At 32.0% G+C, this 23,919-nt stretch carries 26 protein-coding genes; 20 read left to right on the forward strand and 6 right to left on the reverse strand.

The annotated features are described in order from the left end of the window. On the forward strand, positions 1-2,690 hold a 2,690-nt coding region (locus IDG60_RS02900), incomplete at its 5' end, for a pyruvate carboxylase (RefSeq protein WP_206160479.1). A 139-nt stretch (positions 2,691-2,829) separates the two neighbouring features. On the opposite strand, the gene IDG60_RS02905 is transcribed toward IDG60_RS02900, so the two are convergent. Then, on the reverse strand, positions 2,830-3,741 hold the full coding sequence (locus IDG60_RS02905; protein ID WP_000467123.1) for a COX15/CtaA family protein: 912 nt from the start codon (positions 3,739-3,741) through the stop codon (positions 2,830-2,832). A gap of 439 nt (positions 3,742-4,180) precedes the next feature. Here IDG60_RS02905 and cyoE point away from each other — a divergent pair, with 439 nt between their 5' ends. From cyoE to IDG60_RS02925, 4 genes are all read left to right on the forward strand, one after another. Further along, entirely contained in the window at positions 4,181-5,092 is a 912-nt protein-coding gene (gene cyoE, locus IDG60_RS02910) for a heme o synthase (protein WP_000031403.1), read from the forward strand. A 24-nt stretch (positions 5,093-5,116) separates the two neighbouring features. Then, positions 5,117-5,578 (forward strand): DUF420 domain-containing protein, encoded by a 462-nt coding sequence (locus IDG60_RS02915; protein ID WP_000538766.1) that lies wholly within the window; start codon positions 5,117-5,119, stop codon positions 5,576-5,578. Positions 5,579-5,904: 326 nt separating this feature from the next. Continuing rightward, complete coding sequence (locus IDG60_RS02920) at positions 5,905-6,942, forward strand: CAP-associated domain-containing protein (protein WP_000733411.1); 1,038 nt, start codon at positions 5,905-5,907, stop codon at positions 6,940-6,942. A 15-nt stretch (positions 6,943-6,957) separates the two neighbouring features. After that, entirely contained in the window at positions 6,958-7,392 is a 435-nt protein-coding gene (locus IDG60_RS02925; protein WP_000606480.1) for a YlbF/YmcA family competence regulator, read from the forward strand. 62 nt (positions 7,393-7,454) lie between these two features. On the opposite strand, the gene IDG60_RS02930 is transcribed toward IDG60_RS02925, so the two are convergent. Continuing rightward, positions 7,455-8,381, reverse strand: a complete 927-nt coding sequence (locus IDG60_RS02930; protein WP_000757575.1) for a glycerophosphodiester phosphodiesterase family protein — start codon at positions 8,379-8,381, stop codon at positions 7,455-7,457. 238 nt (positions 8,382-8,619) lie between these two features. On the opposite strand from IDG60_RS02930, the gene IDG60_RS02935 reads away from it, so the two are divergent. Then, entirely contained in the window at positions 8,620-8,874 is a 255-nt protein-coding gene (locus tag IDG60_RS02935; RefSeq protein ID WP_001049150.1) for a YlbG family protein, read from the forward strand. A gap of 2 nt (positions 8,875-8,876) precedes the next feature. Here IDG60_RS02935 and IDG60_RS02940 read toward each other — a convergent pair whose 3' ends face one another. After that, on the reverse strand, positions 8,877-9,266 hold the full coding sequence (locus IDG60_RS02940; protein ID WP_000814565.1) for a DUF7147 family protein: 390 nt from the start codon (positions 9,264-9,266) through the stop codon (positions 8,877-8,879). 69 nt (positions 9,267-9,335) lie between these two features. On the opposite strand from IDG60_RS02940, the gene rsmD reads away from it, so the two are divergent. Both rsmD and coaD read left to right on the forward strand, forming a co-directional pair. Next, on the forward strand, positions 9,336-9,878 hold the full coding sequence (rsmD, locus tag IDG60_RS02945) for a 16S rRNA (guanine(966)-N(2))-methyltransferase RsmD (protein ID WP_001263796.1): 543 nt from the start codon (positions 9,336-9,338) through the stop codon (positions 9,876-9,878). Position 9,879: 1 nt separating this feature from the next. Then, the gene (gene coaD / locus IDG60_RS02950) at positions 9,880-10,362 is read left to right on the forward strand and encodes a pantetheine-phosphate adenylyltransferase (protein WP_000401377.1); all 483 of its coding nucleotides are present in this window, start codon (positions 9,880-9,882) and stop codon (positions 10,360-10,362) included. A gap of 61 nt (positions 10,363-10,423) precedes the next feature. Here coaD and IDG60_RS02955 read toward each other — a convergent pair whose 3' ends face one another. Continuing rightward, the gene (locus IDG60_RS02955) at positions 10,424-11,563 is read right to left on the reverse strand and encodes a nucleotidyltransferase (RefSeq protein ID WP_000843611.1); all 1,140 of its coding nucleotides are present in this window, start codon (positions 11,561-11,563) and stop codon (positions 10,424-10,426) included. A 126-nt stretch (positions 11,564-11,689) separates the two neighbouring features. On the opposite strand from IDG60_RS02955, the gene IDG60_RS02960 reads away from it, so the two are divergent. Beyond that, on the forward strand, positions 11,690-12,247 hold the full coding sequence (locus IDG60_RS02960; protein ID WP_000872158.1) for a YceD family protein: 558 nt from the start codon (positions 11,690-11,692) through the stop codon (positions 12,245-12,247). A 79-nt stretch (positions 12,248-12,326) separates the two neighbouring features. Then, positions 12,327-12,500, forward strand: a complete 174-nt coding sequence (rpmF, locus tag IDG60_RS02965) for a 50S ribosomal protein L32 (RefSeq protein WP_103182751.1) — start codon at positions 12,327-12,329, stop codon at positions 12,498-12,500. A 153-nt stretch (positions 12,501-12,653) separates the two neighbouring features. Here the strand turns inward: rpmF and isdB are convergent, their stop codons facing one another. Then, the gene (isdB, locus tag IDG60_RS02970) at positions 12,654-14,591 is read right to left on the reverse strand and encodes a heme uptake protein IsdB (protein ID WP_001041583.1); all 1,938 of its coding nucleotides are present in this window, start codon (positions 14,589-14,591) and stop codon (positions 12,654-12,656) included. Positions 14,592-14,793: 202 nt separating this feature from the next. Beyond that, positions 14,794-15,846: an LPXTG-anchored heme-scavenging protein IsdA gene (gene isdA / locus IDG60_RS02975; protein ID WP_000160859.1), complete on the reverse strand. Its 1,053-nt coding sequence runs from the start codon at positions 15,844-15,846 to the stop codon at positions 14,794-14,796. Between the two features lie 208 nt (positions 15,847-16,054). Between isdA and isdC the strand changes: the two genes are divergently transcribed. The 10 genes from isdC to ytpR all read left to right on the forward strand — a co-directional run. Beyond that, on the forward strand, positions 16,055-16,738 hold the full coding sequence (gene isdC / locus IDG60_RS02980) for a heme uptake protein IsdC (RefSeq protein ID WP_000789821.1): 684 nt from the start codon (positions 16,055-16,057) through the stop codon (positions 16,736-16,738). Further along, positions 16,738-17,814, forward strand: a complete 1,077-nt coding sequence (gene isdD, locus IDG60_RS02985) for an iron-regulated surface determinant protein IsdD (protein ID WP_206160480.1) — start codon at positions 16,738-16,740, stop codon at positions 17,812-17,814. The genes isdC and isdD overlap by 1 nt, the downstream gene beginning before the upstream one ends. Continuing rightward, the gene (isdE, locus tag IDG60_RS02990; protein ID WP_001220199.1) at positions 17,811-18,689 is read left to right on the forward strand and encodes a heme ABC transporter substrate-binding protein IsdE; all 879 of its coding nucleotides are present in this window, start codon (positions 17,811-17,813) and stop codon (positions 18,687-18,689) included. The genes isdD and isdE overlap by 4 nt, the downstream gene beginning before the upstream one ends. 12 nt (positions 18,690-18,701) lie before the next feature. After that, complete coding sequence (gene isdF, locus IDG60_RS02995; protein ID WP_000594530.1) at positions 18,702-19,667, forward strand: hemin ABC transporter permease protein IsdF; 966 nt, start codon at positions 18,702-18,704, stop codon at positions 19,665-19,667. A gap of 61 nt (positions 19,668-19,728) precedes the next feature. After that, a complete protein-coding gene (srtB, locus tag IDG60_RS03000) occupies positions 19,729-20,463 on the forward strand; it encodes a class B sortase (RefSeq protein WP_001242427.1) in 735 nt (244 codons plus the stop codon). Between the two features lie 18 nt (positions 20,464-20,481). Then, entirely contained in the window at positions 20,482-20,805 is a 324-nt protein-coding gene (isdG, locus tag IDG60_RS03005; RefSeq protein ID WP_000670950.1) for a staphylobilin-forming heme oxygenase IsdG, read from the forward strand. 36 nt (positions 20,806-20,841) lie between these two features. After that, the gene (locus IDG60_RS03010; RefSeq protein ID WP_010956638.1) at positions 20,842-20,949 is read left to right on the forward strand and encodes a hypothetical protein; all 108 of its coding nucleotides are present in this window, start codon (positions 20,842-20,844) and stop codon (positions 20,947-20,949) included. A gap of 239 nt (positions 20,950-21,188) precedes the next feature. Further along, on the forward strand, positions 21,189-21,929 hold the full coding sequence (locus IDG60_RS03015) for a TrmH family RNA methyltransferase (RefSeq protein WP_000435374.1): 741 nt from the start codon (positions 21,189-21,191) through the stop codon (positions 21,927-21,929). 379 nt (positions 21,930-22,308) lie between these two features. Continuing rightward, complete coding sequence (pheS, locus tag IDG60_RS03020) at positions 22,309-23,367, forward strand: phenylalanine--tRNA ligase subunit alpha (RefSeq protein ID WP_000003566.1); 1,059 nt, start codon at positions 22,309-22,311, stop codon at positions 23,365-23,367. Next, on the forward strand, positions 23,367-23,919 hold a 553-nt coding region (ytpR, locus tag IDG60_RS03025), incomplete at its 3' end, for a YtpR family tRNA-binding protein (protein WP_346767030.1). The genes pheS and ytpR, both read left to right, overlap by 1 nt.

Consider the following 23,919-nt stretch of genomic DNA (forward strand, 5'->3'; position numbering starts at 1 on the left):
GTCAACGTATTTGTGATGCTGCAATTCAATTGATGGAAAATATTAAATATGTCAATGCAGGTACTGTTGAATTTCTAGTATCTGGTGACGAATTCTTCTTTATAGAAGTTAACCCTCGTGTACAAGTTGAGCATACAATTACAGAGATGGTAACAGGAATTGATATTGTTAAGACACAAATTTTAGTTGCAGCAGGTGCCGATTTATTTGGTGAAGAAATTAATATGCCGCAACAAAAAGATATTACAACATTGGGCTATGCCATCCAATGTCGTATTACAACAGAAGATCCGTTAAATGATTTCATGCCGGATACTGGAACAATCATTGCTTATCGTTCAAGCGGTGGCTTTGGTGTACGTCTCGATGCTGGAGATGGTTTCCAAGGTGCTGAGATATCACCTTATTATGATTCATTACTCGTAAAATTATCTACACACGCGATATCATTTAAACAAGCAGAAGAAAAAATGGTACGTTCATTACGAGAAATGCGTATTCGTGGTGTTAAAACTAATATTCCATTCTTAATTAATGTAATGAAGAATAAAAAGTTCACAAGTGGTGATTACACAACTAAATTTATTGAAGAAACACCAGAACTTTTCGACATTCAGCCGTCTCTAGATAGAGGTACTAAAACATTAGAATATATAGGTAATGTAACAATTAATGGTTTCCCAAATGTTGAGAAACGTCCGAAACCAGACTATGAATTAGCATCAATTCCAACTGTATCTTCAAGTAAAATCGCTTCATTTAGTGGTACGAAACAATTGCTTGATGAAGTAGGTCCAAAAGGTGTAGCTGAATGGGTTAAAAAGCAGGATGATGTCTTACTAACAGATACAACCTTTAGAGATGCACACCAATCATTATTAGCTACACGAGTTAGAACTAAGGATATGATTAATATCGCATCCAAAACAGCGGACGTATTTAAAGATGGTTTCTCACTAGAAATGTGGGGCGGTGCTACATTTGATGTGGCATATAATTTCTTGAAGGAAAACCCATGGGAACGACTTGAACGTCTACGTAAAGCTATCCCAAATGTATTATTCCAAATGTTGTTACGTGCTTCAAACGCAGTTGGTTATAAAAACTATCCTGATAATGTTATTCATAAATTCGTACAAGAAAGTGCTAAAGCAGGCATAGATGTCTTTAGAATTTTCGATTCATTAAACTGGGTAGATCAAATGAAAGTTGCCAATGAAGCAGTACAAGAAGCGGGCAAAATCTCTGAAGGTACTATTTGTTATACAGGTGACATTTTAAATCCTGAGCGATCAAACATTTATACTTTAGAGTATTATGTCAAACTAGCTAAAGAGTTAGAACGTGAAGGTTTCCATATTTTAGCGATTAAAGATATGGCAGGCTTATTAAAACCTAAAGCCGCTTACGAATTGATTGGTGAGTTAAAATCAGCTGTAGATTTACCAATTCATCTTCACACTCATGATACAAGTGGTAATGGTTTATTAACATACAAACAAGCAATAGATGCTGGGGTCGATATCATTGATACTGCTGTTGCTTCAATGAGTGGTTTAACAAGTCAGCCAAGCGCCAATTCGTTATATTATGCATTAAATGGCTTCCCACGCCACCTTAGAACTGATATTGAAGGTATGGAGTCACTTAGTCATTATTGGTCAACTGTACGTACTTATTATTCAGACTTTGAAAGTGATATCAAATCACCGAATACTGAAATTTATCAACATGAAATGCCTGGTGGACAGTATTCGAATTTAAGTCAACAAGCTAAAAGTTTAGGTTTAGGCGAAAGATTTGATGAAGTCAAAGATATGTATCGCAGAGTGAATTTCTTATTTGGTGATATCGTAAAAGTAACTCCATCGTCTAAAGTAGTTGGTGATATGGCACTTTATATGGTACAAAATGATCTTGATGAACAATCCGTGATTACAGATGGCTATAAATTAGATTTCCCAGAATCAGTAGTGTCGTTCTTCAAAGGCGAAATAGGACAACCTGTAAATGGTTTTAATAAAGATTTACAAGCGGTTATTTTAAAAGGCCAAGAAGCACTAACAGCTCGTCCAGGTGAATATCTAGAGCCAGTTGATTTTGAAAAAGTCCGTGAGTTGCTTGAAGAAGAGCAACAAGGTCCTGTTACGGAGCAAGATATTATTAGTTATGTATTATATCCAAAAGTATATGAACAATATATTCAAACTAGAAATCAATACGGAAACTTATCGTTACTTGATACGCCTACATTCTTCTTTGGAATGCGTAATGGTGAAACAGTAGAAATCGAAATCGATAAGGGTAAACGATTAATTATTAAACTAGAAACGATTAGTGAACCAGATGAAAATGGTAATAGAACGATTTACTATGCGATGAATGGTCAAGCGAGACGTATTTACATTAAAGATGAGAATGTGCATACAAATGCGAACGTTAAGCCAAAAGCAGATAAGAGTAATCCAAGTCATATCGGTGCGCAAATGCCAGGTTCAGTAACTGAAGTCAAGGTTAGTGTAGGTGAATCTGTGAAAGCTAACCAGCCGTTGCTAATTACTGAAGCTATGAAAATGGAAACAACAATTCAAGCACCATTTGACGGTGTGATTAAACAAGTAACTGTAAATAATGGTGACACAATAGCGACAGGCGATTTATTAATCGAAATTGAAAAAGCAACTGACTAAAATGATTAAAATAAAACGAGATTACACAACAATTGACGTGTAATCTCGTTTTTACATGGCTTAGGTTTAATTTTAAATATTGATATAAAAAACCGTAATTTTAATGGGCGTGCCATTAAAATTACGGTTTGCTTTTTTGTTATTGCTTGTCACTTCTTACTGATCGTAACATTAGCATGATAAAGTATGTTGTCATACCAAATAAATAAGTGATAAATAATGCATGGAAAAGTGCGATTATCAGGTTAACATTTGTCATAATAGATAATGCACCTGTGATAACTTGTAATATAACAAGTATAAATGCAGCTGTATAACCATAATGAACAGTACGATTATTTGGATAATTTTTAACAGCGTGAATATAAGTAATCATAATAATCGTAAACACTATAAAAGCCATGATACGATGCGTGAGTTGAACCCAATCTTGTTCTGAATGTGGTACAAGATCGTGGAATGGCAATGGCCAACCACCATATGCTAAACTTGCATCCGCATGTCTCACTAGTGCACCAGTATAAACACCACAATAAATGATGATTGCCATTAACCATGTTAAACGTCTTAATGGCTTTTTGATATATAATTCGTCAGCTTCATATTTTTGATCTATAGAGAAAATAATCAATGTTATTAAAAATACAGATGAGAAACTGATTAATGATATACCAAAGTGCAATGCTAAAACGTAATCGTTTTGTTGCCAAATAACAGCGGCAGCTCCGATTAATGCTTGCAATAATAAGAATCCAACACTAATGATTGATAAAGGTTTAATTTCTTTAATATAGCCTATATGTTTCCATGCAGTGATAACTAACCATAAGACCATTAATAAAGACAAAGCTGAAACGGCTCTATGACTTAACTCAATAATCGTATCAATAGGAAAGAATTCTGGAATCAACGCACCATGACATAGTGGCCAAGAAGAACCACAACCATCAGCTGATCCGGTTTTGGTAACTAAGGCTCCACCAAGTTGTACAAATGTCATCATTAACGTTGCTACGACACCTAACCATTTTAAATTCTTTTTGCCAAACAATTTATACACCCCATCATAAAAAAACGCATCACTGAGAATTAGAATTAATAGCCGGATTTGAGATGATACTATAAATTGACCTGATTGTAGGATATGAAAAGATGGGATCCAACGCAGGAAATATGATTTAATTTTACAAGTATTGTATGTGGACGACATAAAAAGAACTTAATCGTAATGATTTTTTTATTGGGATAATTATGTAATCCACGTTTACTCAAATTTGAAGCTTAAATATTAATCTCTTTTAGATGCATGATTCTACTTATTAAAATTTTCTAACATATACATTATAGCAATAAATTAAATGTTATTTGTGTCACAAAATTGACATTTTCTCTTGTCGTTAATTTGTCACATTTTAATTTTATTAAACCTAGTCTTTTTATGCAATCTAAGATATCATAATCTTATATGAACAAATTTAAGGAGGGGGATTATGAGCAAAGAGCATACTTTGTCACAAAATATTAGCAGAGTTAACTTCAAAGAATTGCAACAGATAATTAAAATGGGACTTGTTCAAGGTAACTTAATTCCGGCTTTTGCGGGCGCATGGCTAGCAGTTGTAATGACAAATCATTCCTTCTTATCATCAATACCTCAAATTTTATTAATGCTATTAGGATCTACTTTAATTATGGGTGGCGCATGTGCGTTAAATAATTATTACGACCAAGATATTGATCGTATTATGCCTAGTAAACAAAATAGACCAACTGTAAATAATAGAATTACAGATCAAAATTTATTACTATTAAGTTTTGGTATGATGTTAGTTGGAGAAATTTGTTTGTTTTTATTGAATATACCATCAGGCGTACTTGGTCTTATGGGGATTGTAGGTTATGTGTCTTATTACTCAATATGGTCTAAAAGACATACAACATGGAACACAGTGATTGGGAGTTTTCCTGGAGCAGTACCACCACTAATTGGATGGGTTGCAATTGAAGGACAAATTAGTTTAACAGCGATTGCGCTGTTTTTAGTTGTATTTTGTTGGCAACCAATTCATTTTTATGCCTTAGCTATTAAACGTAAAGATGAATATGCACTTGCAAATATTCCAATGTTACCATCAGTTAAAGGCTTTAAACGTACACGTGTCAGTATGTTTATCTGGTTGATTATTTTATTGCCAGTACCTTTATTACTAATAAATTTAGGTGTCGTATTCGTAGTGTTAGCTACATTATTAAATTTAGGATGGATTGCATTAGGTTTAACAACATTTAAGAAAAATTCAGATCAAACAAAATGGGCAACACAAATGTTTATATATTCACTAAATTATTTAGTGATCTTTTTCGTGTTAGCTGTAATTGTTTCATTACTTACTTTGATCTAGATTAATTAAGTTAGGATGAAAAATATGGGCGTTCCAATTTTACCAACGATTAGTACGACATGTATTGTCATTAGTGCAATTTTAATTGCCATTGGTTGGAGACTTATTTGGAAAAGGGAAATAAATAAACACAAAAATGTTATGTTAGCTGCAGCTGTTTTTGCTTTAACTTTTTTCTTAATCTATGCAAGTAGAACGATTTTTATCGGTAATACAGCATTTGGCGGACCAGCATCAATTAAGAAATATTATACGATTTTCTTATTTTTCCACATTAATTTAGCAACAATTGGTGGTATTCTAGGCCTAGTTCAAATTATTACTGCATTTAAAGATAAATATAATGTACACCGCAAATTCGGGCCATTCGCTTCAGTTATATGGTTCTGTACTGCAATTACAGGTGTAGCAGTTTACTTATTATTATATGTATTATATCCAGGTGGAGAAACGACATCACTGATTAAAGCAACATTTGGTCATTAATATGCTTATACAAATGATACTAATCTGATAAGGCAATTTGTTTTATCAGGTTTTTTGATGAAGAATAGTCGGACAGTTGATGGTATTCATTTGATACCTTAACTGTCCATTTTTTTATACATATTTTAATCTTAATAATGAAATTCAACCTGAAAACATAAAGATAGGTTATGATATAGAGTGTAGGGAAAATCTTTATGACGTTAAAATTATGCCTGAAGATGATTTTGTTTTATCGAAACGACACAGTTATGTCAGTGTTGAAAATTTGCTAATTAATGTGTTGTTTTTTACAATAGTATTAATACTTTTTAGGTGGTTGATTGATGAAAAAGTTAATTATAAGAGTCGTCGGTGTATTATTTTTAGTTGGATTTTTAATATATCTTTTTTATTCACCGAGATTAAAATTTGATGTATTAGAGAACCCGAATAAAGGTAATAAAGTAAATAGATCTGAACAGGTGAATAAATCAAATAACCATGCTGAAAATCCAAAGCCTAAAGAAGGTGTTGGTACATGGGTAGGTAAAGATATTAAAGTGCTTACTTCTAAATTTGGACAAGCAGATCGTGTCTACCCTTTTAGAGATGGTTACAAAAATTATGTGTTTAAAGACAAAAACAGTTATTACATTGTTTCAACTAAACGTGAAGAAATCGTTTCAGTGTATGCTACAGGTGAGAAAGTCAATGTTAGTCCGTTAAAAATAGGACAACATTCTGCAGAAATTTTTAATCATACAAGTATTAATCCAGAACCTTCCTTTAAAGTTGATGGTAAAAAATATGAATTTGAACTTTCAGATGAAGATTTAAAAACACAAACACTGATTAAATATGGCGACATATATGCACAAGTGTATTCTGATCAACAATCGAAAAAGGTGCTAAGTGTACGATTTTTAACAAAAGAAATGTTAGCAGATATTGAACCTTATCAATTAAATTCTAATTCTACGTCAGAAGAGCATAATAAGCGTCCAGTTGAGCAAAATCCAAATCAATTAATTTCTCTTTATGAAGTAACGAATGAAATGAGAAAATTAAAAGGATTAAAACCATTGAAAATCAATAGCGATTTAGCACATATTGCATCTAATAACTTATATGAAGCGACCTCTAATGGTTCTGATAGTGTTGAATTTACAGAGGACGCATTAAGAGGGCAATTAGATAAAAATCACGTTACTTATAAAACAACTGCTCAAAATGTTGGTTATGCGTTTAATGATGTACCAACATTAATCCATAGTTGGATGAATTCAGGTATACATCGATCTCGTCTATTAAATTCAAAATACGATGAGATGGGTGGAGATGTAATGAGAGATTATTATTCACTAATTTTCTTAGAAAAATAACAATGAGGGGTATTTATGATTAATGAAGCTTCACTAGCGATATTAGATGATATTGATGAACTAGCTGATATGATAGTTGCATCAGATATTTATGCATCATTTGAGCAAGCTAAACAGGCGCTCGAAAACAATGACGAAGCACATTTACTTTATCAATCATTTTTAAAATCAAAAGAGAAATATGATGAAGTAATGCGTTTCGGGAAATATCATCCTGATTATAAGAAAGTCATGTTAGAGACAAGACAACGCAAAAGAGCATATGAGATGCTTGACGTTGTGATGCATTACAAAGCTAGGGAAATGGCACTTCAACATTTAATTGATGAAGTTGTTACGAAAATTGCGTACGCTGTTTCAGAGCATGTCAAAATAGAAACAGGTAATCCATTCTTTCAAACATCACATAGTGGTTGTGCGACGGGCGGATCCTGTAATTGTTCATTATAAAAAACATCGAGTCAGAAAAAGGTGGTTATTGAAACCACTAACTAGCATCTGACTCGATGTTTTTATTTATTCGGGATTGTTTGTTTGAATTGTTGTGCTAAATCTGGTCGATCTGTCACAATCGTGTGTGCACCTTTTTGGTATAAATCATTCATCAGATCTATACTATTTACGCCATAATAGCCTGGAATGATATTCATATCATTTAACCATTTGATAAAACGAGATGAAGTCAAATCAATGCCTTTAAAATGAGTAGGCATTTGGAACGTTTGTGCTAATGGTTGGTAGTACCTACCACCTAATAAATGATATTTTAAAAATGCTTCTGTAACTTCCTGTTGGCTAGCACCAATTGCGACGGATCCTTGTGCAATTTTATTAAAACGAACGATTTGTTCTTTATAAAAACTTGTCACAAGAACGCGGTCAAATGCTTGATTTTCTGCAATTGTATCAAACATAATTTGTGGTGCGATTGAGCCTTCATAGGATTCAGGAGCATCTTTTAAGTCTACGTTTATATACATATCAGGATATTGCTTCAGCAACTCATCGAAGGTTAGTATAGTTGTGTGTGCATGACCACGATATGGTGTTAGTCCATTGATATCTTTGAAGTGATAAGCTGCGTCTAATTTCTTTAATTCTGCTAATGTGTGGGCACTAACTTTTCCAGAGCCGTTCGTCGTTCTATCAACAGTTGCGTCATGAAAAACGATAAGCTGTTGATCTTTTGTGAGTCTCACATCTGTTTCAAAGCCATCAACGCCTAATTGTTTAGCATAGTCAAATGCAAGTTGCGTTTGCTCTGGTCTTAAAGCCATACCACCGCGATGCGCAAATATATATGGTGCATTGCCTTTGAAAAAAGCAGGGATGGTTTGCTTTTTAGTAATCACTTTATTTTTATTGATCATTAATAGACTACTTAAAAATCCAGCACCGACTAGTACCGCATTTAAAATGTTTCTGTTTACTTTTTTCATAGAAAATTCCTCCTCGTTTACTTTTATAGCTTAACAAAATCATAGTTCTGACTACAGCGAAATGTGTGGTTAATCATATAGTGATGCTCTTGAGAATTGAATTAATATAATGATGTTTAATATAATCTAAATACATTTATCGAGCAATTACATAAGACATAATTAAGGTAGCTTAATATTTTAAAATTAATAAAGACATGATATGATTAATGCTGAAAATAAATGGAGTGAGGTTTAAATGAATTTAATCCCAAGAACTAGTATTGTAGTTTATTTAAAACATATGAAACATGAACGACAAATCCGAAAATATGGACATATCGTTCATTCAAATAGAGATCGTAAATTTGTAATTATGTATGTGAATGAGCAAGATGTTGATCAAATTGTACATAAACTAATGCAACTTAAATACGTTAGACACATTGATGGCTCACCATATAAATACTTAAAGAAAACTTACGAAAAAGAGAAACACGAAATATATAATTAATATTATTGAAGTTCTGGTATCCATTTTTGGAGCCTTAACACACTAATTAAATAATTATAATATAACGATAAATCATGAAATGCTTGAGGGGGCTGTACATCGATACCTAAAATTGGTATGTCGAATTTTTCAGCACAATCATTAATCATTTGAAACTTTTTATTTGAATCTGGATATGGATATTTAATAGCGTTAATCATGATATAAAATGCTTGGAAATGATTGCCAGTTGTAGGGTTCATAATGATTGCTACAGATGACTTTTTATTTTCAGCTTGTGGTGAATGAAAATAGATAATTTTATCAATACGTTGATGGTTATATTCAATCATCGTCATGAATTCGAACAAATCTGTTAGACCTTCACCAAGTGTAATAAATGTTTGTTTCATTGGTTTATCATTCTCCTTTTTCTCAATAAATTATATTAAATAACTAAATGAATTGGAAGTGTGAACAACATGCGCGTCATTGCAGGTAAACATAAAAGTAAAGCTTTAGAAAGTATGGAAGGCCGTAATACGAGACCAACTATGGATAAAGTTAAAGAAGGTATCTTTAATAGTTTATATGATGTGTCAGGTATAGGTTTAGATTTATTTGCAGGAAGCGGGGCGCTTGGAATAGAAGCACTCTCTCGAGGTATGGATAAGGTAATCTTTGTTGATCAAAATTTTAAAGCTGTAAAAGTTATTAAATCAAATCTTGCGAATTTGGATTTAGAGGCACAATCTGAAGTTTATAAAAATAATGCAGATAGAGCTTTAAAAGCATTGTCAAAACGTGATATTCAATTTGATGTCATTTTCTTAGATCCACCTTATAATAAAGGTCTCATTGATAAAGCTTTAAAACTAATTTCAGAGTTTAATTTATTGAAAGAAAATGGTATCATCGTTTGTGAATTTAGCAATCATGAAGAAATAGACTATCAACCGTTTAATATGATTAAACGTTACCATTATGGGTTGACAGACACATTGTTATTAGAAAAGGGAGAATAGCATGGAACATACAATAGCGGTCATTCCGGGTAGTTTTGACCCCATTACTTATGGTCATTTAGACATTATTGAGAGAAGTACAGATAGATTTGATGAAATTCATGTCTGTGTTCTTAAAAATAGTAAAAAAGAAGGTACGTTTAGTTTAGAAGAGCGTATGGATTTAATTGAACAATCTGTTAAACATTTACCTAATGTCAAGGTTCATCAATTTAGTGGTTTACTAGTCGATTATTGTGAACAAGTAGGAGCTAAAACAATCATACGTGGTTTAAGAGCAGTCAGTGATTTTGAATATGAATTACGCTTAACTTCAATGAATAAAAAGTTGAACAATGAAATTGAAACGTTATATATGATGTCTAGTACTAATTATTCATTTATAAGTTCAAGTATTGTTAAAGAAGTTGCAGCTTATCGAGCAGATATTTCTGAATTCGTTCCACCTTATGTTGAAAAGGCATTGAAGAAGAAATTTAAGTAATAAAAATAACAGTATTTTAGGTTTATCATGGTTTACAATCCTAAAATACTGTTTTCATTTGTTAACGATATTGCTGTATGACAGGCGTGTTGAAATCTGTTTGTTGTTGCCCGCTTATTGCATTGTATATGTGTGTTGCTTTGATTTCATTTGTGAAGTAATGTGCATTGCTTTTGTTAATATTGGTTATATATTGTCTTTCTGGGAACGCTGTTTTTAAATGCTTTAAATATTGTCTGCCACGGTCGTTCATCGCTAATACTTTAACTGCGTGAATGTTACTCGTAACATCTGTAGGTTTAATGTTTAATAATACATTCATTAACAGTCTTTGGATATGCGTATATGTATAACGCTTTGTTTTTAGTAATTTTACAAAATGATGAAAATCAGTTGCTTCATAAATGTTAGATTTCAAACGATTTTCAAAACCTTCAGTAACAGTATAAATATTTTTTAATGAATCTGTAGTCATAGCTATGATTTGATATTTCAAATATGGAAATATTTGATTTAATGTTATATGAGGTGTTACGTACAAGTGTTGAATATCTTTAGGTACCACATGATGCCAATGATCATCTTGACTAATGATTGATGTTCTAATAGATGTACCACTTGCAAACTGATGGTGTTGAATTAATGAATCATGATGTTGAGCATTTTCTCGTTTGATAGAAATTGCATTGATGTTTTTAGCATTTTTAGCAATTGCTTTCAGGTAACTAATACCAAGTATGTTGTTAGGACTTGCTAGTGCTTCATGATGCTCTAATAATTCGCTAATGATACGAGGGTAGCTTTTACCTTCTTTTACTTTTTGTGAAAAGGATTCAGATTGTTCAATTTCATTAATGCTGTGTGCTAATTGCTTTAATGTTTTGATATCATTATTTTCACTACCAAATGCAATTGTATCGACACTCATATAATCTGCGACTTTAACTGCTAGTTCGGCAAAATGATCGCCAGATGATAAACTGGCAGTTGCTGGTAGTTCGATAACTAAATCAGCTGTTGATAATGCCATTTTTGCACGAGTAAACTTATTATAGATTGCTGGTTCGCCACGCATGACAAAGTTACCACTCATTATTGCAATAGTAACGTCAGCATTTGTAAGTTTTTTAGATTGATTAATATGATATTGATGCCCATTATGAAAGGGATTATATTCTGTGATTAAGCCAACGCTTTTCATTTGCAATTCGTCCTTTCGGTATTCATTATTAATATTGTAACAGAACATGATATGTTAAGAAAAAATCTTGACAACTTGTTCTTAGAAAGTTAAAATAAATTTTGTGCTTGTTAGAGGTGAAGCCATATGAAATGGTCAATTACGCAATTAAGGAAATATCAAGGTAAGCCATTTGAATTTGATCAAACGGTGAGTTTTGACAATTTAAAAGAATCATTAGATTTAATTGATTTATCTCCAATTACAATCCAAGGTCAGTTAACCATTAAGTCAACAGAAGTCGTTGCGGATATTCACATTACTGGAACGTATACAATGCCTTGTGCACGTACTCTTGTACCAGTAAAAGTCCCACTAGATGTAACTACTACAGAAGTATTTGATTTAGAAGGGTACAATCAGTATAACGATGATCAAGATGATGTAGATGAACACTATCACATTATTAAAGATGGTATGGTTAATCTTCAGGATATTGTCGAGGATATAGTTATTATTGAGAAACCAATGAGAGCTTATTCAGAGCAAAGTGACCAAATGTTGACAGTAGGTAATGGTTGGGAAGTAATCGATGAGGATCAATTAGATGAGCTTGCTAAACAGCAAGAACAAGATGATTCAGAATCACGACAAGTTGATCCAAGGCTTCAAAAATTACAACAATTATATGATAAAGAGCAATAAGTAGTTTAATTAATGATATAATGTTGTTAATTAAACTAACATTTAGTATTTTTCGTTTATAATCTAAGGAGGATATATCATGGCAGTACCAAAAAGAAGAACTTCTAAAACTAGAAAAAACAAACGTCGTACGCATTTCAAAATTTCAGTACCAGGTATGACTGAATGCCTAAACTGTGGCGAATACAAATTATCACACCGTGTATGTAAAAACTGTGGTTCTTACAATGGCGAAGAAGTAGCAGCTAAATAATTTTAGTTACTCAATATAAAAAGTCCCGCTTAAAATGATTGTTTTAAGTGGGACTTTTTATATTGCGAAAAATAATTGGCGAACGAGGTAACTGGATACCTCATCCGCCAATTAAAATTTGTTAATTTAATAATTAAATATAAAGACGATTTATTAGTTTTTACGTTTTCTAGGTAATACGAATGCAACGATGCTACTTAAAGCTAGTAATGCCATTAATGGTAATGTCATATCTTTATTTGATTCTTCACCAGTTTGTGGTAATGATTTTGCTTTATTTTCTTGTGTATTTTTATTGTTTTGGCTTTGAGTGTGTCCATCATTTGTGTTTTTAATGTTTGCTTTTTGTAATGGAGCACTATCTTTTGCTTCGCTAGAACCTGCTGAAGTTTGAACAACATCTTTTGTTGTTTTTGATGAAGCAGTTGTTGGTTTTGCAACATTTTGAGTCGTAGATACTACCTTAGTTGGAGTTGTACTACTTGATTCTACTTCACCTTTAGTTGGTTTTGTAGCAGGCGTTTTGTCTTTACCTGACTCACTAGATGCGTCATTTTCTTTTTCAACACTTGGTAATTGTTTATTGTCATCTTTTTGGCTGTCTTGTTTTTGTGATTCTTTTTCAACAGGTGATGGTGTTGGTTTGCTAGGCGTAGCTGGAGTAGCTTCCTTCTTAGCTGAGTTATCTTGTTGTTCTTTTTTGTTAGATTTATCGGTATTGGCTTTTGTAAATGCTTCTTTATCAACGATTCTGACATGGTATTGTCCATCATAATCAATCGTTTTTACGTGAACTTTAACGATAGCATCATATAGAGTTTTACCTTCAACATATGGGAAAATAATTGTTCTAGTATTATTTTTAGCATCTTTGCTTATAGTTCTAACACGTTGACCTTCAACCATGAAATCTTTCCAGTAATCGTCATTAGTAGTTTCCATGACCATATATTTTTTGCCGTTAAGCATACCTGTTTTAATAGGGTGTTTAACAAAAGTATCCATCATAGATTCGTTATTCTCAACACTTTCATAAACAACATATTTTGTATCTTGTAAATCAGTCATTTTTTCATTTGTTGGTTGTACATTTTGGAATTCAGTAATAGCTGATTTCACTTGCTCATCTAAAGCTTTCTTTGTATCCTCTAATTTCTTCTTGTACTCAGCCTTTAATTTTTCAGGAAGTTTATCTTGAATTTTATTTAATTCATAAACTTGTCTTTCTAGTGTTTTCGCTTTTTTATATGGCGCTAATAATTTTTCAGCTTTATAATCTTCTTCAGTTTTGAATTTATCTGCACTGTTATAAATTGGTTGTGCGAATTCCATTAATGTGTAATCGTATTTTTCTTCTTTGTTATTGAAGTGAGTTGAACTTACAATTTTAACGGCTTTTGTTCCATTTGAAACAGAGAAGCGAATGTAAGCGTAATCTTTAACAGTATCGTATGATACTAATTTAATTGGCAACTTTTTGTCACCTTCATAAACTTCAAATTTTCTCCAAAATTGACCTGATTGTAATCCTAATTCAATTTCTGGTTTTGAATCAGTGAAAATAACTCTAGCAGGTTTAACAGAGCTGGCATAATGATAAAATTGTTGCTCACCATTTTCTTTTTTCATTTCAAAATCAATTGGACGAGAGTTTGGTGCGCTATGATCTTTATCTTTTATTGCAGGGTTTTTAATCGCTTCTCTAAGTTCCTGATTCAAAATAGGATATGTATTGTTAGTGGCTTTTGCTGCTGGTTTAACTGCTTTTGTTTCCTTAGGGGCTTTAACTTCTTTAACTTCTTTAGCTTCTTTTGTTTCAGAAGTAGGGGCCTCAACTTCTTTATTAGATACTGAGACAGCATTAGCTACTGGTTTAGTTTCTGGAGCTTTTTCAGATGTTGTTGTTGGACTTGCAACTGCTTCAGTTTTTGGTTGTGCTTCTGTATTTGTACCACCTGTTTCTTCAGCTGCTGCTTGTGCTTCGCCATTTGACATTAATAATAAAAGTGTACTAATCGCTACAGATGCAACGCCTAGTGATGACTTTCTAATTGAATAAAATGATTTAAATTCTTTTTGCTGTTTGTTCATGTTGTAGAAACAACTCCTAATTGTATATTATCAACTGATAATCATTATCAATTGATTACTTGTATTGTACATTGAAATGGTAGTTAATTGCAACGTTATTTTATAAAAAAATAACCTATGTTATAGATTATGAAATATCTATGACATAGGTTAAATAAAATTTAAAATAAAAAATATATTAAGTTATGAGTGTGACGATGATTTATTTAGATTCTTTTCTTTTGAAAAGTAATAAAGATAATGAACCTAAAAGGGCAAGTGTTGCGAAGGCAACTGTGCTAATAAAGTTATCAACTGAAGTTAAACCAGTTTTTGGTAATTCTTTAGCTTTAGATGCTTGTTTAGGCGTTTCGTTATGTTTTGTAACTTTGTTAGTTTGTTGTGATTTATTATCACTTACAGCTTGATTGTTGCTTTCAGATTTCGCTGTTGCAACATCTTTAACAGGTGTTTGAACTTTATTTTGTTCTTGAGCAGTTTGTGCTGTTTTAACTGTATGAGCAGTTTGTGTTTTAGTTTGATCTTTTGTTGTGTCAGTACTTACAACTTTAGTAGAGTGATTGTCTTCAACTTTGCTTGTTGTAGTTACAGTAGGTTTAACTTTTTCAACTTTAGGTTGAACTGGTTTAGTTTGCTCAGTAGGTGTTTTAGGTTGAGCTGGTTTTGGTTGAACCGGTTTAACATTGTTTGGTTTTGCTGCGTCAGCTAATGTAGGAATTGCTTTTTCAAATTCCAAATGCGTAGTATATCTATGATTGTAATTAATTTGTGGCACGACAATATGTACTTTAGTAGTTAAGCTCTTATATCCAGGTTCAACTGCAACATTGATTGTTCTAGTATCCGCTTTTTTATTATCGTTAACAACAGTTGTTGCTAATTCTTGATTGTTTGCATTGTAAAATTTGTATTCTTTCCAGAATGATGCATTGTTTAACACGGTTTGGAAATAATATTTATTATTTTGTTTAATTACTTTACCAGGGTGTTGCATATAGTCATCCATGTGTGACTTCTCTGAAGAGCCATCTTTTTGCACTTGGAAATTAATTGGTTGTGATGTTGCTTGAGAAACTTGTGTGCTTTGATTATTAGTTGCGTTCGTAGCTTCTGTTGCCGCATTGACTTGTTGGCTGTCTGCGCCTATGTATACAAGGGAACCTAAAATGATAGATGCTGTACCCATTGTAATCTTTTTCATAGCTGATGAACGTTGTTCTGATTGATACTTACTGTTTAAATAATGTTTTGTCATGTTGTTTTCCTCCTAAGGATACAAATTATGTGTTGTTATATGAGATGATTAACCATTGCAATTGATAATGGTTATCAATTATACTAGCACATCTATTTCCGTATAACAATAATAAATTGATTATAAAATAAATATTGACAATGATAATCATTATTATTTATGATTTTACTAAAGACTTAAAAGCAATCATAAAAAGGAGGATTATGTTTTGAAAAATATTTTAAAAGTTTTTAATACAACGATTTTAGCGTTAATTATCATCATCGCGACATTCAGTAATTCTGCAAATGCCGCAGATAGCGGTACTTTGAATTATGAGGTTTACAAATACAATACCAATGACACGTCAATTGCTAATGACTATTTTAATAAACCGGCAAAGTACATTAAGAAAAATGGTAAATTGTATGTTCAAATAACTGTCAACCACAGTCATTGGATTACTGGAATGAGTATCGAAGGACATAAAGAAAATATTATTAGTAAAAACACTGCCAAAGATGAACGCACTTCTGAATTTGAAGTAAGTAAGTTGAACGGTAAAATAGATGGAAAAATTGACGTTTATATCGATGAAAAAGTAAATGGAAAGCCATTCAAATATGACCATCATTACAACATTACATATAAATTTAATGGACCAACTGATGTAGCAGGTGCTAATGCACCAGGTAAAGATGATAAAAATTCTGCTTCAGGTAGTGACAAAGGATCTGATGGAACGACTACTGGTCAAAGTGAATCTAATAGTTCGAATAAAGACAAAGTAGAAAATCCACAAACAAATGCTGGTACACCTGCATATATATATGCAATACCAGTTGCATCCTTAGCATTATTAATCGCAATCACATTGTTTGTTAGAAAAAAATCTAAAGGCAATGTGGAATAATGAGAAATGTTAAACAAATTGCTACAAAATCTATTATAGCTATTATTAGCTTAGGTATACTTACATATACAACAATGATTGGTAGCGTGTTGGCTGATGAGATAAAATATCCATCAGCCAAATTTAATCAACCTGAAGCAAAAGATAAAACAGAATTAACTACATCAATTTTTGATGAAAAGATAAAAGAGAATAAAGCGTTAGAGTTACTAATTTTTAATCAAGAAAATAAAAATGTAACTGAGGAACAACAACTAGTTGACGAAAAGGCGCAATTGATTTCAGATATGACTGGTAAAATTTACTTGCAAGTAAAGCTAAAAGGTCAAATAGATAAAGAACAACTTGTTTTTCAAAATGACAAAAATGAAGAATTTCCTTTTGTTATAAAAGATGAAAAGGATGACACAATAGTAAGAATTTTAATTGAACAGCATATGGATAAAATCAATATGCATGTTAAAACGTTGGCTGAAAAGAAAAATCTAGATAACAAAGAAATGGTGTATTCTATTCATTTTAAAGAGAAAAAAGTACAACATGATGATGCAAAAGAAGTGCCTTCAAAACATCAAAATCAAGAAAATAATCAAGATCAGCTTAAAAAAGATATTGATGACAAAAAAGATAGTCAAAAATCAGATACTAAGGAAAGACGTACTAGCCTTTTTACTGAAAAAGGATTAAATGATATTCCTGTACAAAAAGATAAAGTGCAACAAGACAGTAATAAAAAGATTGAAAATGAGCGACCTAAAGCATCAGGTACATTAAAAGTTGAAAATAGCCCTCCAACAATAAAAAAGGTTGAAAATAATCACAAAGAGCAACCGAAACATAAAGATGAAAAATCAAAAAAGGAAAAGAAAAAAGTAGTTGAAAAAGAAAAAGCGTTACCAGCTTTTAATAGAGATGATGATAGCAAGAATAGTAGTCAATTATCTAGTGATATTAAAGAACTTGATGAACCAAATCATAAAAAGCAATATATTTTATTTGCAGCTGGCATTGTGTTAGCAACTATTTTACTTATTTCGGCACATTTATACAGCAGAAAGAGAGGTAACCAAGTTTGAGAATCATAAAGTATTTAACCATTTTAGTGATAAGCGTCGTTATCTTAACCAGCTGTCAATCTTCCAGTTCTCAAGAATCAACTAAATCCGGCGAATTCAGAATCGTACCAACAACTGTTGCATTGACAATGACATTGGACAAATTGGATTTACCAATTGTCGGCAAACCCACGTCATATAAGACATTGCCTAATCGTTATAAAGATGTACCGGAAATTGGTCAACCAATGGAGCCGAATGTTGAAGCTGTTAAAAAGTTAAAACCAACACATGTTTTGAGTGTGTCAACGATTAAAGATGAAATGCAACCATTTTACAAACAATTAAATATGAAAGGCTACTTTTATGATTTTGATAGTTTAAAAGGGATGCAAAAGTCGATTACACAATTAGGTGATCAATTTAATCGTAAAGCACAAGCAAAAGAATTAAATGACCATTTAAATTCTGTAAAGCAAAAAATTGAAAATAAAGCAGCTAAACAAAAGAAACATCCCAAAGTATTAATATTAATGGGTGTACCGGGTAGCTATTTAGTAGCAACTGATAAATCATATATTGGTGATTTAGTTAAAATAGCAGGTGGAGAAAATGTTATTAAAGTGAAAGATCGTCAATATATTTCGTCTAATACTGAAAATTTGTTGAATATCAATCCAGATATTATTTTACGATTACCACACGGAATGCCTGAAGAAGTTAAGAAAATGTTTCAAAAAGAATTTAAACAAAATGATATTTGGAAACATTTTAAAGCTGTGAAAAATAATCATGTTTATGACTTAGAGGAAGTGCCATTCGGTATTACAGCAAATGTTGATGCTGATAAGGCAATGACTCAATTATATGATTTATTTTATAAGGATAAAAAATAGTGAGTTGATATGATGATAAAAAATAAAAAGAAACTACTATTTTTATGTTTGTTAGTCATTTTAATCGCAACTGCTTATATTTCGTTTGTAACCGGTACAATTAAATTGTCATTTAATGACCTATTTACAAAATTTACAACTGGTAGCAATGAAGCAGTGGATTCAATCATTGATTTGCGATTGCCACGTATATTAATTGCATTGATGGTTGGCGCAATGTTAGCAGTTTCTGGAGCATTATTACAAGCAGCACTACAAAATCCTTTGGCAGAGGCGAATATCATTGGCGTTTCCTCAGGTGCACTTATAATGAGAGCACTTTGTATGTTGTTTATTCCACAATTGTACTTTTACTTACCATTATTAAGTTTTATTGGAGGTTTAATACCATTTTTAATAATTATATTGTTGCATTCTAAATTTAGATTCAATGCTGTAAGTATGATATTAGTAGGTGTTGCGTTATTCGTATTATTAAATGGTGTTTTAGAAATTTTAACTCAAAACCCTTTAATGAAAATTCCTCAAGGCTTAACAATGAAAATATGGAGCGACGTATACATATTAGCAGTATCAGCATTATTGGGATTAATATTAACATTACTATTGTCCCCTAAATTGAATTTACTAAATTTAGACGACATACAAGCGCGAAGTATCGGTTTTAATATTGATCGTTACAGATGGTTAACAGGTTTATTAGCAGTATTTTTAGCAAGTGCAACTGTTGCGATTGTTGGACAACTAGCCTTTTTAGGTATTATTGTGCCACATGTGGTTAGAAAGCTAGTTGGGGGCAATTACAGAGTACTTATTCCGTTTTCTACAGTTATTGGTGCATGGCTATTGTTAGTGGCTGATTTATTAGGACGAGTGATACAGCCTCCTTTAGAAATTCCAGCCAATGCTATTTTAATGATTGTCGGTGGTCCAATGCTAATTTACTTAATTTGTCAAAGTCAACGAAATCGAATCTAAAACGGTACAACAACTGGTTTAGTGATGACTGAAGAAACGTCGTTAATAAAAGAGGATTTTTATGAGAATGAAGCGATTTTTAACTATTGTACAAATTTTATTGGTTGTAATTATTATCATTTTTGGTTACAAAATTGTTCAAACATATATTGAAGACAAGCAAGAACGCGCAAATTATGAGAAATTACAACAAAAATTTCAAATGCTGATGAGCAAACATCAAGAACATGTGAGACCACAATTTGAATCACTTGAAAAAATAAATAAAGACATTGTTGGATGGATAAAATTATCAGGAACATCATTAAATTATCCAGTACTACAAGGTAAGACAAATCACGATTATTTAAATTTAGATTTTGAGCGAGAACATCGACGTAAAGGTAGTATTTTTATGGATTTTAGAAATGAATTGAAGAATTTAAATCATAATACTATTTTATACGGGCACCATGTCGGTGATAATACGATGTTTGATGTGTTAGAAGATTATTTAAAGCAATCGTTTTATGAAAAACACAAGATAATTGAATTTGACAATAAATATGGTAAATATCAATTGCAAGTATTTAGTGCATATAAAACTACTACTAAAGATAATTACATACGTACAGATTTTGAAAATGATCAAGATTATCAACAATTTTTAGATGAGACAAAACGTAAATCTGTAATTAATTCAGATGTTAATGTAACGGTAAAAGATAAAATAATGACTTTATCAACGTGCGAAGATGCATATAGTGAAACAACGAAAAGAATTGTTGTTGTCGCAAAAATAATTAAGGTAAGTTAAACAGAAAAGAGGATAATTATGAAATTTATGGCAGAAAATAGGCTGACGTTAACAAAAGGAACAGCAAAAGATATTATAGAACGATTTTACACGAGACATGGGATTGAAACATTAGAAGGCTTTGATGGCATGTTTGTTACACAAACTTTAGAACAAGAAGATTTTGATGAAGTGAAAATTTTAACAGTTTGGAAATCAAAGCAAGCTTTTACGGATTGGTTAAAATCTGATGTCTTTAAAGCAGCGCATAAACATGTTAGAAGTAAAAATGAAGATGAAAGTAGCCCGATTATCAATAACAAAGTAATTACATATGATATAGGCTATAGTTACATGAAATAATTGAATTTAAAGAGGTTGCAGTACTTGTTATGACAATTGGTATTGTTAACTTTTGTAACGACCATACATGATACCGATGATGGTCGTTTTTTTAATGAACACAAACATGCTAACAACAAATTGCTAAAACATAGTTTGATTTGAATGTGCTTTGAAAATAATCATCAATTATATCATTTTGATTTATTTTGAAGAAGAAAAGAATTAATAATGATATTTTGGGGCGTATGATTTATAGTAGTAGTATCGATAAAAGAAATTTATACAATTTGAAATAATATGAGTGATAAAATCGATTAATTAATATTAACTATACAATCAAATGTTTTCATCTTATTAATGATTAATATTTTTATTTTTAAAAATAAAGCGAGGAGCTATCAATGGAACAAATTACTTCTGCACAAAATAATAGAATTAAACAAGCGAACAAGCTAAAAAAGAAACGTGAGAGGGATAAAACTGGATTAGCTTTAATTGAAGGTGTGCATTTAATTGAAGAAGCTTATCAAAGTGGAATTGTAATTACACAATTATTTGCAATTGAACCGGCAAGATTAGATCAGCAAATTATCGCATACGCGCAAGAAGTTTTTGAAATAAACATGAAAGTTGCTGAATCTTTATCAGGTACAGTGACACCACAAGGGTTTTTCGCAATCATTGAGAAGCCGCACTATGATATTTCTAAAGCACAACAAGTATTGCTCATCGATCGTGTTCAAGATCCTGGAAATTTAGGCACATTAATTAGAACTGCGGATGCTGCTGGAATGGATGCTGTAATAATGGAGAAGGGTACGACAGATCCTTATCAAGATAAAGTGTTGCGAGCGAGTCAAGGTAGTGTTTTCCATTTGCCAGTTATGACACAAGATCTCGATACGTTTATTACTCAATTTAATGGTCCTGTTTATGGTACAGCACTTGAAAACGCAGTGGCATACAAAGAAGTTACTTCAAGTGATTCTTTTGCATTACTATTAGGTAATGAGGGAGAAGGTGTTAATCCTGAATTATTAGCACATACTACACAAAATTTAATCATACCTATTTATGGTAAAGCTGAAAGTTTAAATGTAGCGATTGCAGGTAGTATTTTACTTTATCATTTGAAAGGTTGACCGTGTTGAAAGTTTTCCGATATAATTATAATTAATTGTTTAACAGAACATTTCTACGTGAATGCATACACAATTGAATATAAACCAATAAAAAGGCATGGACATTTATATAAATAATTGTTTTAGGGAGAATAATCGTGACTGCAAGTTATTCCAATTATTTAAAGTCTTTTCACCTTTTTGGTTACTTAAAGAGATTTAAGTCGGAAAGACAATCCGTTATCAATATTAAACAAGTGTATGCTTAGGCATAAATTTGGGTGGTACCACGGAAATGACTTTCGTCCCTTATTTTTAAGAGGATGAAAGTCATTTTTTAGTTAAACAACAAATATGATCAATAGAAAATGAATAGTTCGAATAGGGAGGTCAGTGACATATGTCTGAACAACAAACAATGTCAGAGTTAAAACAACAAGCGCTTGTAGATATTAATGAAGCAAATGATGAACGTGCACTGCAAGAAGTTAAAGTGAAATACTTAGGTAAAAAAGGGTCAGTTAGCGGACTAATGAAATTGATGAAGGATTTGCCGAATGAAGAGAAACCTGCGTTTGGTCAAAAAGTGAATGAATTGCGTCAAACAATTCAAAATGAATTAGATGAAAGACAACAGATGTTAGTTAAAGAAAAATTAAATAAGCAATTGGCTGAAGAAACAATTGATGTATCATTACCAGGTCGTCATATTGAAATCGGTTCAAAGCATCCATTAACACGTACAATAGAAGAAATTGAAGACTTATTCTTAGGTTTAGGTTATGAAATTGTGAATGGATATGAAGTTGAACAAGATCATTATAACTTCGAAATGCTGAATTTACCTAAATCACACCCTGCACGTGATATGCAAGATAGTTTCTATATTACGGATGAAATTTTATTACGTACGCATACATCACCAGTGCAGGCACGTACGATGGAATCACGTCATGGTCAAGGTCCAGTTAAAATTATTTGCCCTGGTAAAGTGTATCGTCGTGACTCTGATGATGCGACACATAGTCATCAATTTACACAAATCGAAGGATTAGTTGTTGATAAAAACGTTAAAATGAGTGATTTGAAAGGCACTTTAGAATTGTTAGCTAAGAAATTATTTGGTGCTGATCGTGAAATTCGTTTACGTCCAAGTTACTTCCCATTCACTGAACCTTCTGTAGAAGTTGATGTGTCATGTTTTAAATGTAAAGGAAAAGGTTGTAATGTGTGTAAACACACAGGATGGATTGAAATTTTAGGTGCTGGAATGGTACATCCTAATGTATTAGAAATGGCTGGTTTTGATTCTTCAGAGTACTCTGGATTTGCATTTGGTATGGGACCAGACCGTATTGCAATGTTGAAATATGGTATAGAAGATATTCGTCATTTCTATACTAATGATGTGAGATTTTTAGATCAATTTAAAGCGGTAGAAGATAGAGGTGACATGTAATGTTGATATCAAATGAATGGTTGAAAGAATATGTAACAATCGATGATTCTGTAAGTGATTTGGCAGAACGTATTACGCGCACAGGTATTGAAGTGGATGATTTAATTGACTACACAAAAGATATCAAAAATTTAGTTGTCGGTTTCGTTAAGTCAAAAGAGAAACATCCTGATGCCGATAAATTAAATGTTTGCCAAGTTGATATCGGAGAAGACGAACCTGTACAAATCGTATGTGGTGCACCGAACGTTGATGCAGGACAATATGTCATTGTTGCTAAAGTAGGTGGCAGATTGCCTGGTGGTATTAAAATTAAGCGTGCCAAATTACGCGGTGAACGTTCAGAAGGTATGATTTGTTCGTTACAAGAAATTGGTATTTCAAGTAACTATATACCGAAAAGTTTTGAATCAGGCATTTATGTTTTTAGTGAATCCCAAGTTCCAGGAACAGATGCCTTACAAGCTTTATATTTAGATGATCAAGTAATGGAATTTGATTTAACGCCGAATCGTGCAGATGCTTTAAGTATGATAGGTACTGCTTATGAAG

The organism is Staphylococcus sp. EG-SA-2 (assembly GCF_017152085.1).

Excerpts from the sequence above, each read along its gene's own strand:
- isdG (WP_000670950.1), top strand. The coding sequence starts at position 20,482 with ATGAAATTTATGGCAGAAAATAGGCTGACGTTAACAAAAGGAACAGCA.
- IDG60_RS02930 (WP_000757575.1), bottom strand. The coding sequence starts at position 8,381 with ATGAAAAAAGTAAACAGAAACATTTTAAATGCGGTACTAGTCGGTGCT.
- IDG60_RS02915 (WP_000538766.1), top strand. The coding sequence starts at position 5,117 with ATGGGCGTTCCAATTTTACCAACGATTAGTACGACATGTATTGTCATT.
- rsmD (WP_001263796.1), top strand. The coding sequence starts at position 9,336 with ATGCGCGTCATTGCAGGTAAACATAAAAGTAAAGCTTTAGAAAGTATG.
- isdB (WP_001041583.1), bottom strand. The coding sequence starts at position 14,591 with ATGAACAAACAGCAAAAAGAATTTAAATCATTTTATTCAATTAGAAAG.
- isdD (WP_206160480.1), top strand. The coding sequence starts at position 16,738 with ATGAGAAATGTTAAACAAATTGCTACAAAATCTATTATAGCTATTATT.
- isdF (WP_000594530.1), top strand. The coding sequence starts at position 18,702 with ATGATAAAAAATAAAAAGAAACTACTATTTTTATGTTTGTTAGTCATT.
- IDG60_RS02935 (WP_001049150.1), top strand. The coding sequence starts at position 8,620 with ATGAATTTAATCCCAAGAACTAGTATTGTAGTTTATTTAAAACATATG.
- IDG60_RS03015 (WP_000435374.1), top strand. The coding sequence starts at position 21,189 with ATGGAACAAATTACTTCTGCACAAAATAATAGAATTAAACAAGCGAAC.
- pheS (WP_000003566.1), top strand. The coding sequence starts at position 22,309 with ATGTCTGAACAACAAACAATGTCAGAGTTAAAACAACAAGCGCTTGTA.
- IDG60_RS02940 (WP_000814565.1), bottom strand. The coding sequence starts at position 9,266 with ATGAAACAAACATTTATTACACTTGGTGAAGGTCTAACAGATTTGTTC.
- IDG60_RS02925 (WP_000606480.1), top strand. The coding sequence starts at position 6,958 with ATGATTAATGAAGCTTCACTAGCGATATTAGATGATATTGATGAACTA.
- IDG60_RS02955 (WP_000843611.1), bottom strand. The coding sequence starts at position 11,563 with ATGAAAAGCGTTGGCTTAATCACAGAATATAATCCCTTTCATAATGGG.
- coaD (WP_000401377.1), top strand. The coding sequence starts at position 9,880 with ATGGAACATACAATAGCGGTCATTCCGGGTAGTTTTGACCCCATTACT.
- IDG60_RS02960 (WP_000872158.1), top strand. The coding sequence starts at position 11,690 with ATGAAATGGTCAATTACGCAATTAAGGAAATATCAAGGTAAGCCATTT.
- rpmF (WP_103182751.1), top strand. The coding sequence starts at position 12,327 with ATGGCAGTACCAAAAAGAAGAACTTCTAAAACTAGAAAAAACAAACGT.
- cyoE (WP_000031403.1), top strand. The coding sequence starts at position 4,181 with ATGAGCAAAGAGCATACTTTGTCACAAAATATTAGCAGAGTTAACTTC.
- isdA (WP_000160859.1), bottom strand. The coding sequence starts at position 15,846 with ATGACAAAACATTATTTAAACAGTAAGTATCAATCAGAACAACGTTCA.
- IDG60_RS02920 (WP_000733411.1), top strand. The coding sequence starts at position 5,905 with ATGAAAAAGTTAATTATAAGAGTCGTCGGTGTATTATTTTTAGTTGGA.
- srtB (WP_001242427.1), top strand. The coding sequence starts at position 19,729 with ATGAGAATGAAGCGATTTTTAACTATTGTACAAATTTTATTGGTTGTA.